The following is an 11,888-nucleotide window of genomic DNA, read 5'->3' as shown; positions in this document are numbered from 1 at the left end:
CGCATCCGCGCCGACGCGCTCCCGGACGGCCTGCCCGCCGGCGACGCGGTCGCGACGCCCGGCTTCCGCCTGGAGGCGCGTCACGTGATCCACACGGTCGGCCCCGTCTGGTCGCGCTCGGAGGACCGCACCGCGGTGCTCGCGAGCGCCTACCGCCGCTCGGTCGAGGTGGCGGCGGGGCTGGACCTCCGCAGCGTCGCCTTCCCCGCGATCTCGGCCGGCGTCTACGGCTGGCCGGTCGACGACGCGGCGCGCGAGGCGGTGTCCGCGGTGCGCGAGGCGATCGCCGCTGGAGCGGGCGACGGGATCGAGCTGGTGCGCTTCGTGCTGTTCTCCGACGCGGTGCTCGCCGAGTTCGAGACGGCGCTCGCGTCCGGAGCCTGAGCCGGAAGGGAGGAACGGGACCCGGCCGGGGAAAGACGAACGCCGGCCCTGCCGTCGAGGACGGGGACCGGCGTGATGTGCCTGGACGCGGCGTCGATCCGCGGACCTTTCGATTTTCAGTCGAACGCTCTACCAACTGAGCTACCCAGGCGAGCGGGCGACTTGCGAGAAGACGCCCACATCGGACAGAAGCCCTCTCGTGAGAGAGGGCCTGCAATCCGTGGCGACCCTGACGGGACTTGAACCCGCGACCTCCGCCGTGACAGGGCGGCACGCTAACCAGCTGCGCTACAGGGCCTTGCATGTCGATCACATTGCCTGGTGACCCCAACGGGATTCGAACCCGTGTTAACGCCGTGAAAGGGCGCCGTCCTAGGCCACTAAACGATGGGGCCGCTCGCCCTGGCGGACCAGGTCTCGCAGCAACCGACACGTCAGCATAACCGCACTCCGGTCGAGGACTCAAATCGACCGGGCGCGCGAGGGGCCCTGCCGCGCGGGCATGCGGATCCGGCGGCGTGTCGCCTGCGCGCGCGCGAGCTCCGGGAGCGGTCCCCGGGCGTCCGCGGCGGCCTTGTCGCGGGTTCGCGACACGGCCAGCGCGCTGCCGCGGTGCGCCCCGTCCGCGGGGTTAGCCTTCGCTCGACCCTCCCGGGGAGGGGATCCCCCGCATGGATCCCCGCATCGGCGCGCTGTGCGCCGGGGAACCCCGTTGCTACTGTGAGAGCCGGTGAAGGCGTGACGGATGTGATCCGCGCTCCCCGCCGGCCCTGCAGGGAGGCACAGCCGGCCAGCCGGGCGACACGATGATCGGGATCACCATGCACCATGACCTCCTCCGGGGCTCGCGCTCCACGGGCGCCGCTCGGACGCGCCCGCGCGGTCGCCGCACCCTCCAGGCCATCGTCGCCATCGCCGCCGTGCTCCTCACCGGATCCATCGCCGCCCCGGCCCACGCCGACACGTTCGCCTCGTGGGAAGACGTGCAGAAGGCGCGCGGCGACGAGCAGGCGCAGCAGGCGCTCGTGCAGCGCATCAACGACGAGATCGCGTCCCTCCAGCAGAAGGTCACCGACGCGCAGGACCTCGTGACCAAGCGCGGCGAGGAGCACGACAAGGCCCAGCAGGAGGCCGACGACAAGTACGAGGACACCGTCCAGCTGCAGGCGAAGGTCGACGCGGCCGACGCGAAGGCCACGAAGTCGCAGGAGCAGGCCGCGGGCCTCGCCAAGCAGCTGATGCGCTCCGGCGGCCAGAACCTCTCCGGCACCCTCCTCCTCAGCGAGGGCGACGGCACGGACGACCTCCTCGACAAGCTGGGCACCATGAGCAAGGTCGCCGAGAAGTCCGACCAGATCTACGCGATCGCACTCCAGGACCGCAACGCCGCGAAGTCCCTCAGCGACCAGGCGCAGGTCGCCCTCACCGAGCTCGACGCGCTGAAGGCCAAGGCCGAGCAGCTCCTCGCCGACGCCGCCCAGGCCCAGGCCGACCTGGAGCAGGCGCTCGAGGACCAGAACGCGCAGAAGGCCGACGCCGACGCGAAGCTCGCGGTCATGGCGGAGAACCGCGAGGCCACCGAGGACGACTACCAGGCCGGCGTCCGCAAGCGCCAGGCGGACGCCGACGCGCTGGCCGCCAGCCAGGGCCGCGCGGGAGGCGACGTGTCGCCCGGCGCCATCAGCAGCACCGGCTGGACCGCACCGCTCCCGGGCGCGAACACGAGCGGCTACTACGGCCCGCGCTTCCACCCCATCCAGCACCGCATGATCTTCCACGCCGGCGAGGACCTCGTCCGCGGCTACAGCTGCGGCGAGACCCAGTACGCGGCGCACTCCGGCACCGTCGTGTTCGCGGGCTGGAACGGCGGGTACGGCAACTACATCCGCATCGACCACGGCGGCGGCGTCTCGTCGGCCTACGGGCACATCGTCAACGGCGGGACGCTCGTCCGCAACGGGCAGCAGGTCGTCGCGGGGCAGCCCATCGCGATCACCGGCACCACCGGCGGATCTACCGGCTGCCACCTCCACTTCGAGATCCGCATCAACGGGAACCCCACCGACCCGGTGGCGTTCATGCACGGCCAGGGCGTCTCCATCACCAGCACGCATTGACATGAGGAACGACATGACCCACCTCCGCCCGACCACGGTCGTCATCTCCACGATCGCCGTGGGCGTGATCGCGGTCTCCAGCGGCGTCGCCGCCCAGACCGCGTTCGCCGCCACCGACTACCCCTCGTGGGCCGACGTGCAGGCGGCGAAGGCGAACCAGGCCGACACGCAGGCGGCCATCGACCGCGTGACCGAGCTCGTGACGGGACTGCAGGAGTCCGCCGACCAGGCCAACACGGCCGCCATGGTCGCGGGGGAGAAGTACGCCGAGGCCCAGGCCGCGCGCGACGCGCAGGCCGAGAAGCTCGCCCGCCTGGAGAAGAAGGCGGACGAGGCGCAGGCCACGGCGCTCACCAGCCGGATGCGGGCGGGCCTCCTCGCCAGCCACCTCGCGCGGGCCGGCGGCCAGGACATCACCGCGAGCCTCTTCGCCTCCGACGGCGACGACGCGGAGGAGCTGCTGCGCTCGCTCGGCACCATGTCGAAGCTCTCCGAGAGCACGCAGACCGTGTACCAGCAGGCCCTCGCGGACCGCAACAGCGCCGCGTCGCTGAGCGACCAGGCGCAGGTCGCCAAGGACGAGCTCGCGCGCCTCGCCGACGAGGCCCAGAGGTCGCTCGACGAGGCGGACGCGGCCGCGGCGACGGCCCAGTCGGCGGTCGCCGAGCAGACCCGCAACAGCGACCAGCTCATCGCGCAGCTGGCGCTCCTCAAGGACTCGACCTCCGAGATCGAGGCGCAGTACATCCAGAGCATCACGCAGCCGCCGATCCCCGCGGCGGCCGCGGCGGCGGCGCCGTCCGACGGCTCCGGATCGGGCGGCGGCGCCTCGTCCGGCGGTGCATCCGGCGGCGGATCCTCCAACGGCGGCGGCGGATCCTCCTCCGGCGGCGGGTCGTCCAGCGCCCCGGCTCCGGCTCCCGCTCCCGCTCCCGCGCAGCCGGCTCCCGCGCCGGCGCCGCAGCAGCCCTCGCGACCGGCTCCCGCGCCCGCGCCCGCCCCGGCTCCCGCTCCGGCCCCGTCCGGCAACGCCGCGCAGGTCGCCATCGCGTTCGCCAAGGCGCAGCTCGGCGAGCCGTACGTCTTCGGCGGCGAGGGCAACGGCTGGGACTGCTCGGGCCTCGTGATGATGGCCTACCGCGCGGCCGGCATCGACGTCGGCGGCCACTCGGTGAGCAGCCAGTACAACAAGATGCAGGCCCAGGGACGGCTCGTCCCGTTCTCGCAGCGGCAGGCGGGCGACATCGTCTTCTGGAAGAACGGCAGCGGGTTCTACCACGACGCCATCTCGCTCGGCGGGGACACCATCATCGCGGCGCCGAAGCCCGGCGACGTGGTCAAGATCCAGGGCCTCTGGGGCGGCAGCGACCTCATGCCCTACGTCGGCCGACCCGGCTGACCCCCGCAGCCGGCCGATCCCGGCCCGCACGCGACGACGCCCGCCTCACCGCATCTGCGGGGGCGGGCGTCGTCGTGTCCGGCGTGCGGACTCAGGGCGTGACGCGGATCAGGCGTCCTCCTCCGGCTCGCCGGCGTGGCCGTCGTGGCCGCCCTCGGACTGCAGCTTCTCGAAGCCGGCCTGCACGATGCGCTCGGCCTCGGCCGCGCCGCCCCAGCCCTCCGTCTTGACCCACTTGCCGGGCTCGAGGTCCTTGTAGTGCTCGAAGAAGTGCTCGATCTCGTTGCGCGTCTGCTGCGGCACGTCGTCGATGTCCTGGATGTGGGCCCAGCGCGGGTCCTTCGCGGGGACGCCGATGACCTTGGAGTCGATGCCGGCCTCGTCGCTCATGTTGAACACGCCCACGGGGCGGATGGAGACGCCGACACCGGGGAAGACCGGGTACTCGAGGAGCACGAGCACGTCGACGGGGTCGCCGTCGAGGCCGAGGGTGTTCTCGAAGAAGCCGTAGTCGGTGGGGTAGACGAACGACGTGAAGAGCACGCGGTCGAGGTACACGCGGCCCGTCTCGTGGTCGACCTCGTACTTGTTGCGGGACCCCTTGGGGATTTCGACGACGACGTCGTAGCTGGCCATGCGCGTGCTCCTCGTGGTTCTGACGTGGGCGGATTGCTGCCATAACGTTAGTGGATGCCCTCCGACCGCCCCCGTCTCACCCCCGCCGTCGCGGACCTCAGGCGGGCGGTCCGCGAGGCGCTCGCGGCGCTCCCCGCGCAGCCGGCCGGATCCGTCCTGGTCGCCCTCTCCGGAGGCGCGGACTCGCTCGCCCTCGCCGCGGCCGCCGCCTTCGAGGGTCCCCGTGCGGGCGTCGCGGTGGGCGCCGTCGTCGTCGACCACGGCCTGCAGGAGGGATCCGCCGCGGTCGCCGCCCGGGCAGCGGACGCCGCGCGCGCCCTCGGCCTCGCACCGGTCGTCGCGACCCGGGTGCGGGTGGATCCGGGCGCCGGCCCCGAGGCCGCCGCCCGCGCCGCCCGGTACGCCGCGTTCGACGACGCGCTCCGGGAGACCGGATCCCGTGCCCTGCTCCTCGCGCACACCCTGGACGACCAGGCGGAGACCGTGCTGCTCGGGCTCGCCCGCGGATCCGGCGCCACGAGCCTGCACGGGATGGCGAGGTCCGCGCCGGCCCGCACCGCCGACGCCGTGTACCTGCGCCCGCTGCTCGGGATCCGCGCGGCCGTCACGCGCGCCGCGTGCGCCGACCAGGGCCTCGACCCCTGGCAGGACCCGCACAACGCCGACCCCGCCTACGCCCGCGTGCGCGTGCGCCACGAGGTGCTGCCCGTGCTGGAGCGCGAGCTCGGCCCCGGGATCGCCGAGGCCCTCGCCCGCACGGCCGACCAGCTGCGCGAGGACGACGACGCGCTCGAGCACTTCGCGGCCGAGATGGTCGAGGAGATCGCCGACCACGCCGAGGCCGGCATCTCCCTCGAGGTCGCCTCGCTCCTCGCCGCGCCGCCCGCGCTCCGGCACCGGCTGATCCGCCTGGCCGCGCGCGAGGAGTTCGCGGCGCACCTGACGAGGTCGCACGTCCTGGAGGTCGCGCGGCTCGTCACCGACTGGCACGGGCAGGGACCCCTGGACCTGCCGGGCGTTAGGGTCGTACGCAAGGACGAGCTCATCGTCCTCAGCGCCAGGACGACGGAAGAGTGACATGAGATCCACCGACATCGCCGACGACCTGACCGAGGTCCTCCACACCCAGGAGGAGATCCACGGGCGCATCGCCTCGATGTGCCGCGAGATCGAGCGGGACTACGCCGGGGAGGAGCTCCTCCTCGTGGGCGTCCTCAAGGGCGCGGTCATGGTCATGGCCGACCTCGCGCGCGAGCTCGCGCTGCCGATCCACATGGACTGGATGGCGGTCAGCTCCTACGGCTCCGGCACCAAGTCGAGCGGCGTCGTCCGCATCCTCAAGGACCTGGACGCCGACCTCACCGGCCGCCGCGTGCTCATCGTCGAGGACATCATCGACTCCGGCCTCACGCTCTCCTGGCTGCTCGCCAACCTGCGCTCGCGCGGTGCAGCGAGCGTCGAGGTGTGCGCCCTGCTCCGCAAGCCCGAGGCGGCGAAGATCGCGGTCGACGTGAAGTACGTGGGCTTCGAGATCCCGGACGACTTCGTCGTCGGCTACGGCCTCGACTACGCGGAGCGCTACCGCAACCTCCGCGACGTGGCCGTCCTCGCGCCGCACGTCTACAGCTGAGGCGCCCCGCTCCTCTCATCCGCCTCTTCGCCGGCGCACGTTCGGCTGGCGGCGAACACCGCGGCCACGCCCAGACGGCCGCTTGTATCCTCGAGACATCTCGTCGCCGTACGGCGCGGCACGGGCAGAAAGGTGTCGGGCCCGCGCCCCTACGCTCATGAACTTCAAGAAACTCCTCCGCAGCCCGATCCTGATCGTCGTCCTCGCCATCGTCGTGGTGTCGGTGGGCTTCAGCCTCATCACCGGATCCGGCTACAAGACCATCACCACGCAGCACGGCCTCGAGCTGATCCAGGACGGCAAGGTCGCCTCCGCCAAGATCATCGACGGGGAGCAGCGCGTCGACCTCACGCTCGCGAGCGCCGACGGCGACAACGGCACCATGGTGCAGTTCAACTACGTGGCGCAGCGCGGCGGCGAGATCGTCTCCGCCATCACCGACGCGAACCCCGCCGAGGGCTTCGACGACCAGGTGCCGCAGCCGAGCTGGCTGCTGTCGGCGTTCAGCATCCTGCTGCCGCTCCTGCTCATCGGCTTCTTCATCTGGATCATGTTCTCCGGCATGCAGGGCGGCGGGAACCGCGTCATGCAGTTCGGCAAGTCGAAGGCGAAGCTCGCCTCGAAGGACTCCCCGAAGGTGACGTTCGCCGACGTCGCCGGGTCGGACGAGGCCATCGAGGAGCTCGAGGAGATCAAGGACTTCCTCAAGGAGCCCGCGAAGTTCCAGGCCGTCGGCGCCCGCATCCCCAAGGGCGTGCTGCTGTACGGCCCTCCCGGCACCGGCAAGACCCTGCTCGCGCGCGCCGTCGCGGGTGAGGCGGGCGTGCCCTTCTACTCGATCTCCGGATCCGACTTCGTCGAGATGTTCGTGGGCGTCGGCGCGAGCCGCGTGCGCGACCTCTTCGAGCAGGCCAAGCAGAACGCGCCGGCCATCATCTTCGTCGACGAGATCGACGCGGTCGGCCGCCACCGCGGCGCCGGCGTCGGCGGCGGCAACGACGAGCGCGAGCAGACCCTCAACCAGCTGCTGGTGGAGATGGACGGCTTCGACGTCAAGACCAACGTCATCCTCATCGCGGCCACCAACCGGCCCGACGTGCTCGACCCCGCGCTCCTGCGCCCGGGCCGCTTCGACCGCCAGATCGGCGTCGACGCCCCCGACCTGCAGGGCCGCAAGCAGATCCTCGAGGTGCACGGGCGCGGCAAGCCGCTCGCCGCCAGAGTCGACCTCGAGGTCCTCGCGCGGAAGACCCCGGGCTTCACGGGCGCCGACCTCGCCAACGTCCTCAACGAGGCCGCGCTCCTCACGGCGCGCTCCAACGCGCAGCTCATCGACGACCGCGCGCTCGACGAGGCGGTCGACCGCGTGATGGCCGGGCCGCAGCGCCGCAGCCGCATCATGCGCGACCACGAGAAGCTCATCACCGCGTATCACGAGGGCGGCCACGCGCTCGCGGCTGCGGCCATGAACAACACGGATCCCGTCACCAAGGTCACGATCCTGCCCCGCGGCCGCGCCCTCGGCTACACGATGGTGCTGCCGCTGGAGGACAAGTACTCCGTCACGCGCAACGAGCTGCTCGACCAGCTCACGTACGCCATGGGCGGCCGCGTCGCGGAGGAGATCGTGTTCCACGACCCCACCACGGGCGCGTCGAACGACATCGAGAAGGCCACGTCCACGGCCCGACGCATGGTCACCGAGTACGGCATGAGCGCCAAGGTCGGATCCGTGAAGCTCGGCTCCAGCTCGGGCGAGCCGTTCCTCGGCCGCGAGCTCGGCGGCGGACGCGACTACTCGGAGGACATGGCCTTGACGGTCGACGCCGAGGTGCGGAAGCTCCTCGACGGCGCGCACGACGAGGCGTGGCAGGTCATCAACGACAACCGCGACGTGCTCGACCGCCTCGCGACCGAGCTCCTCGAGAAGGAGACGCTCGACCACGACCAGCTCGCCGCGATCTTCGCCGACGTGAAGAAGCTGCCGCCGCGCCCGCAGTGGCTCTCGAGCGACAAGCGCCCGCTGTCCGACCTGCCGCCCGTGCCCATGCCGCAGAAGGCGCCCATCGACCAGGGCGTCGTCGATGGCGCGGTCGACTCGGAGCCGCCGGCCGGCAAGCCGAAGCGCTCGCCCTTCCCGCGTCCCGCGACGGCCTGACCCGGTGGGCGTCGACAGGGCGCGCATCGAGGCGGCCGTGGCCGAGCTGATCCTGGCCATCGGCGAGGACCCGGGTCGGGAGGGCCTCGCGACCACCCCGGCGCGGGTGGCCGAGGCGTACGGCGAGTTCTTCGCGGGCGTGGGCGCGGATCCGCTCCGGCACCTGCGCGAGACGTTCCCGCTCCCCGGGACGGACGCGGCGCCGCAGCCCGTGATCGTGACGGGCATCGCGTTCCGCTCCATCTGCGAGCACCACCTGCTGCCGTTCACGGGCGTCGCGCACCTGGCCTACGTGCCGGGGGAGCGCATCGTGGGGCTCGGCCGCCTGCCCCGCGTGGTCGACGACCTCGCCTCGCGCCCGCAGATGCAGGAGCGGCTCGGCGAGCAGATCGCGGAGGCGCTCGAGCGCGGCCTGGGCGCACGCGGCGTGGCCGTGATCCTCGACGCGACGCACGGCTGCGTCACCGCGCGCGGCACCCGGCAGGCCGGGAGCACGACCATCACGATCGCGGCCCGGGGATCCCTCACGGAGCCCGCCGCGCGCGCCGAGGTGCTCGCGCTGCTGCCCACCGCGCCCGGTCGAGCGTGATCATGGCCGCACCGCGCACGCTCGTGATGGGGATCCTCAATGCGACGCCCGACTCCTTCAGCGACGGCGGACGCCACCTCGCCCTCGACGACGCGCTCGCGCACGCCCGTCGCATGGTCGCGGCGGGCGCCGAGATCGTCGACGTGGGCGGCGAGTCGACCCGGCCGGGCGCGCAGCGGGTCGTCGCCGCCGAGGAGCTCGCGCGCGTGCTGCCCGTGGTGCGGGAGCTCGCCGCCGAGGGCGTCACCGTCAGCGTGGACACCATGCGCGCCGCGACCGCCGAGGCGTGCATCGCCGCCGGCGCGCGGATCGTCAACGACGTCTCCGGCGGGCTCGCGGATCCGCGGATGGCGGCGGTCGTCGCGGGCGCCGACGTCGACTACGTCGCGATGCACTGGCGCGGCCACAGCGACACCATGGCCGCCCGCGCCTCGTACTCCGACACCGTGGGCGAGGTGCGCGACGAGCTCGGTGCCCGCGTCGAGGCGCTCGTGGCCGCGGGGGTGGATCCCGCCCGCATCGTCCTCGACCCCGGCCTCGGCTTCGCGAAGGACGCCGTCCACGACTGGCAGCTGCTCGGATCCCTCGACGCGTTCACGGGCCTCGGCCACCGCGTGCTCGTGGGCGCCTCCCGCAAGCGCTTCCTCGGGCGGCTGCTGCCGGACGGCGCGTCCGTCGAGGACCGGGACGTGCCGACCGCGGTCGTCAGCGCCCTGTCCGCGCGCGCCGGGGCGTGGGCCGTGCGCGTGCACGACGTCGCGTCCACCCGCGCCGCTCTGGCGGTCGAGGCGGCGTGGTCGCGCGGGCGGGCCGGGGCGCTCGACGCCGCAACCGCCGGGCCGGCCGCAGCCGCCGGTCTGTCAGAGTAGGAGCATGAGCGCCGTGAGCCAGGACCGTGTCGTCGTCTCCCCGCAGTCCGTGCTCGTGCGCATCGCCGCCGCCGCGCTCATCGCGTCCGTGATCCTGGGCGTCGGGCTGACCTTCCCCGCCGACCTCGCCGCAGAGGCCGGTGCGGGCGTCGTCGTCGCGAAGGTCGTCGCCGTCGTGCTCGGGCTCCTCGGATCCCTCGGCAGCGTCTACGCGTCCGTCGTGCTGCTCTCGCCCGTGCTCACGACCGCGGGTGCCGTGCTCTGGCCGGCCGCCGTCGTGCTGCTGGGCACCGCCCTCGGGATCGTCGGCGCCCTGCCGTTCGCGCCCGCCGCGGTCGACGGCGACGCGTCGCACCCGGTCTTGGGGCTCGTCGCCGCGGTGCTCGCCGTGCTCGGGATCGCCTGCGCCATCGCCTGGGCGGTGGTGCAGCGCCGCGTCGCGCGCCTCGCCGCGACGGCCCGTCGCGTCACCGAGACCGGCCGCCGCACGTCCGCGATCGTCACGGCCGTGCAGCGCCTCGACGGATCCGGCGACGCCGTCCGCGCGCGCCTCACGGTCGCCTTCACCGACGCCGACGGGCGCGACCACCACGTCACGCGCACCGTCACCACGGCCGACCGCCTGCTCCCGGCCGTCGGCGGCAAGCTGCCCCTCTGGTACGACCCGGCTGCCCCCGGCGACCTCCCGTCCATCGTCGTGGGCCGCTCATGGTGACCGAGCGCCCGACCGACCGGATCATCCTCACCGGGCTCCGGGTGCACGCCCACCACGGCGTGTTCGCGGAGGAGCGCCGCGACGGCCAGCCGTTCGTGATCGACCTCGAGGTCGCGCTCGACCTCGCCCCGGCGGGCGGCAGCGACGAGCTGGGCCGCACGCTGCACTACGGCGAGCTGGCCGAGGAGGTCGCGGCCGCCGTCGGGCGGGATCCCGTCGACCTCATCGAGACGGTGGCCGAGCGCGTCGCGGGCGTCGTGCTCGCGCATCCCGTCGCCCGGTCCGTCCGCGTGACGGTGCACAAGCCGGACGCGCCCATCGCCGTGCCGTTCGACGACGTGGCCGTCGTGATCGAGCGGGCGTCGATCCTTCCCGCCCCCGGCGCGACCGTGCGGGCGGTCGTGGCCGTGGGATCCAACCTCGGCGACCGGCGCGCGACCATCGAGCGCGCCGTCGCCCGCATCGACCAGGTGCCCGGGCTCCGCGTCGTCCGTGCCTCCGAGCTCGTGGAGTCCGTCGCCGTGACGCCCGCGGGGGAGGACCCGACGAAGCCCGGCTACCTCAACGGCGTCGTGCTGGTGGACGCGGGCATCGGGCCGCACGCGCTGCTGGACGCGCTGGCCGGGATCGAGCGCGACCTCGGCCGGGTGCGCGCCGAGCGATGGGGCGACCGCACGATCGACCTCGACGTCATCGCGCACGGCGATGCCCGGATCCACGACGACCGTCTCACCCTGCCCCACCCGCGTGCCGCCGAGCGCGCGTTCGTGCTCGGGCCGTGGATGCAGGCGGATCCCGACGCCGAGCTGCCCGGCCGCGGCCGCGTCGACGCGCTGCTCGCGGCGCTCGAGCCCGCATCCGAGCCCGTGCCCGCACCCGGATCCGTCTCCGCGGAGGCCCGTTCATGACCCGCACCCGCTCCTCCACCCTCATCGCCCTCCTCATCGCGGGCGCTGCCGTCGGCTGGTTCGCCGAGAACGCGCTCCTCATGAGCGGACGCGCGCTCCTCATCCCGCCGCTCACGCTCGGCGCGACGCTCCTCATCGTCGGGATCGTGCTGCTCGCCCTCGCCCGCCCCATCCGCCGCTCGACGCTCGGGCGCACCCCGGGCCGCGTGGATCCGTTCCGCGCCACGCGCGTCGTGCTGCTCGCCAAGGCGTCCGCGCTCGCGGGCGCGCTGCTCACCGGGGTCACCGGGGGAGTGCTGGCCTTCGTGCTGGCGCGGCCCGTGCTGCCCGGCGCGTCCTCGGTCGGGCTCGCGGTGGCCGGTACGGTGGGAGCCGTCGTCCTGCTCGTCGCCGGGCTGGTCGCCGAGCACTGGTGCACGGTCCCGCCCGACGACGGGGACGACACGCGTCCCGGGGATCCGGCGCGCGAGCTCTCGTAGGACC

12 protein-coding genes and 3 tRNA genes are annotated in these 11,888 nt (G+C 73.4%); 11 read left to right on the top strand and 4 right to left on the bottom strand.

What is annotated here, in order from left to right; translation table 11 throughout:
• Positions 1-384, top strand: a 384-nt coding sequence (locus tag DZG00_RS01710) for a macro domain-containing protein (protein WP_119455330.1), incomplete at its 5' end; no start/stop codon positions are given.
• 78 nt (positions 385-462) lie between these two features.
• On the opposite strand, the gene DZG00_RS01705 is transcribed toward DZG00_RS01710, so the two are convergent.
• The 3 genes from DZG00_RS01705 to DZG00_RS01695 all read right to left on the bottom strand — a co-directional run bounded on the left by DZG00_RS01705 (position 463) and on the right by DZG00_RS01695 (position 779).
• Positions 463-535, bottom strand: a tRNA-Phe gene (locus DZG00_RS01705).
• A 70-nt stretch (positions 536-605) separates the two neighbouring features.
• A tRNA-Asp gene (locus DZG00_RS01700) sits at positions 606-682 on the bottom strand.
• 21 nt (positions 683-703) lie between these two features.
• Positions 704-779, bottom strand: a tRNA-Glu gene (locus DZG00_RS01695).
• Between the two features lie 426 nt (positions 780-1,205).
• Here DZG00_RS01695 and DZG00_RS01690 point away from each other — a divergent pair.
• Positions 1,206-2,501, top strand: a complete 1,296-nt coding sequence (locus DZG00_RS01690; RefSeq protein ID WP_119382043.1) for a M23 family metallopeptidase — start codon at positions 1,206-1,208, stop codon at positions 2,499-2,501.
• A gap of 13 nt (positions 2,502-2,514) precedes the next feature.
• Entirely contained in the window at positions 2,515-3,900 is a 1,386-nt protein-coding gene (locus tag DZG00_RS01685; protein ID WP_119455329.1) for a C40 family peptidase, read from the top strand.
• A 108-nt stretch (positions 3,901-4,008) separates the two neighbouring features.
• Here the strand turns inward: DZG00_RS01685 and DZG00_RS01680 are convergent, their stop codons facing one another.
• Positions 4,009-4,536, bottom strand: a complete 528-nt coding sequence (locus tag DZG00_RS01680; protein ID WP_119383278.1) for an inorganic diphosphatase — start codon at positions 4,534-4,536, stop codon at positions 4,009-4,011.
• Positions 4,537-4,590: 54 nt separating this feature from the next.
• Between DZG00_RS01680 and tilS the strand changes: the two genes are divergently transcribed.
• From tilS to DZG00_RS01640, 8 genes are all read left to right on the top strand, one after another.
• On the top strand, positions 4,591-5,613 hold the full coding sequence (gene tilS, locus DZG00_RS01675; RefSeq protein WP_119455328.1) for a tRNA lysidine(34) synthetase TilS: 1,023 nt from the start codon (positions 4,591-4,593) through the stop codon (positions 5,611-5,613).
• Position 5,614: 1 nt separating this feature from the next.
• Positions 5,615-6,166 carry a hypoxanthine phosphoribosyltransferase gene (gene hpt / locus DZG00_RS01670; protein WP_119382421.1) on the top strand — a complete coding sequence of 184 codons (552 nt, stop codon included), beginning with the start codon at positions 5,615-5,617 and terminating at the stop codon, positions 6,164-6,166.
• Between the two features lie 157 nt (positions 6,167-6,323).
• Positions 6,324-8,324: an ATP-dependent zinc metalloprotease FtsH gene (gene ftsH, locus DZG00_RS01665; RefSeq protein WP_119382422.1), complete on the top strand. Its 2,001-nt coding sequence runs from the start codon at positions 6,324-6,326 to the stop codon at positions 8,322-8,324.
• 4 nt (positions 8,325-8,328) lie between these two features.
• A complete protein-coding gene (folE, locus tag DZG00_RS01660) occupies positions 8,329-8,913 on the top strand; it encodes a GTP cyclohydrolase I (protein WP_119382423.1) in 585 nt (194 codons plus the stop codon).
• 2 nt (positions 8,914-8,915) lie between these two features.
• Entirely contained in the window at positions 8,916-9,782 is an 867-nt protein-coding gene (gene folP / locus DZG00_RS01655) for a dihydropteroate synthase (protein ID WP_119382424.1), read from the top strand.
• Positions 9,783-9,786: 4 nt separating this feature from the next.
• Positions 9,787-10,497, top strand: coding sequence for a DUF3592 domain-containing protein (locus DZG00_RS01650; protein ID WP_119455327.1), 711 nt, complete (start codon positions 9,787-9,789; stop codon positions 10,495-10,497).
• Entirely contained in the window at positions 10,491-11,405 is a 915-nt protein-coding gene (gene folB, locus DZG00_RS01645) for a dihydroneopterin aldolase (RefSeq protein WP_119383121.1), read from the top strand. The genes DZG00_RS01650 and folB overlap by 7 nt, the downstream gene beginning before the upstream one ends.
• Entirely contained in the window at positions 11,402-11,884 is a 483-nt protein-coding gene (locus DZG00_RS01640) for a DUF3180 domain-containing protein (protein ID WP_119383120.1), read from the top strand. Before folB ends, DZG00_RS01640 begins: the two co-directional genes overlap by 4 nt.
• Positions 11,885-11,888: the final 4 nt, after the last annotated feature.

It is taken from the genome of Clavibacter lycopersici (genome assembly GCF_003576405.1).
Classification (GTDB): domain Bacteria; phylum Actinomycetota; class Actinomycetes; order Actinomycetales; family Microbacteriaceae; genus Clavibacter; species Clavibacter lycopersici.
This window is presented reverse-complemented; position numbering and strand designations above follow the sequence as displayed.

What these genes read in the sequence shown, in the direction of transcription:
- DZG00_RS01685 (WP_119455329.1), top strand. Translation starts at nt 2,515, where the DNA reads ATGACCCACCTCCGCCCGACCACGGTCGTCATCTCCACGATCGCCGTG.
- DZG00_RS01650 (WP_119455327.1), top strand. Translation starts at nt 9,787, where the DNA reads ATGAGCGCCGTGAGCCAGGACCGTGTCGTCGTCTCCCCGCAGTCCGTG.
- DZG00_RS01680 (WP_119383278.1), bottom strand. Translation starts at nt 4,536, where the DNA reads ATGGCCAGCTACGACGTCGTCGTCGAAATCCCCAAGGGGTCCCGCAAC.
- hpt (WP_119382421.1), top strand. Translation starts at nt 5,615, where the DNA reads ATGAGATCCACCGACATCGCCGACGACCTGACCGAGGTCCTCCACACC.
- DZG00_RS01690 (WP_119382043.1), top strand. Translation starts at nt 1,206, where the DNA reads ATGCACCATGACCTCCTCCGGGGCTCGCGCTCCACGGGCGCCGCTCGG.
- folP (WP_119382424.1), top strand. Translation starts at nt 8,916, where the DNA reads ATGGCCGCACCGCGCACGCTCGTGATGGGGATCCTCAATGCGACGCCC.
- ftsH (WP_119382422.1), top strand. Translation starts at nt 6,324, where the DNA reads ATGAACTTCAAGAAACTCCTCCGCAGCCCGATCCTGATCGTCGTCCTC.
- folB (WP_119383121.1), top strand. Translation starts at nt 10,491, where the DNA reads ATGGTGACCGAGCGCCCGACCGACCGGATCATCCTCACCGGGCTCCGG.
- tilS (WP_119455328.1), top strand. Translation starts at nt 4,591, where the DNA reads ATGCCCTCCGACCGCCCCCGTCTCACCCCCGCCGTCGCGGACCTCAGG.
- DZG00_RS01640 (WP_119383120.1), top strand. Translation starts at nt 11,402, where the DNA reads ATGACCCGCACCCGCTCCTCCACCCTCATCGCCCTCCTCATCGCGGGC.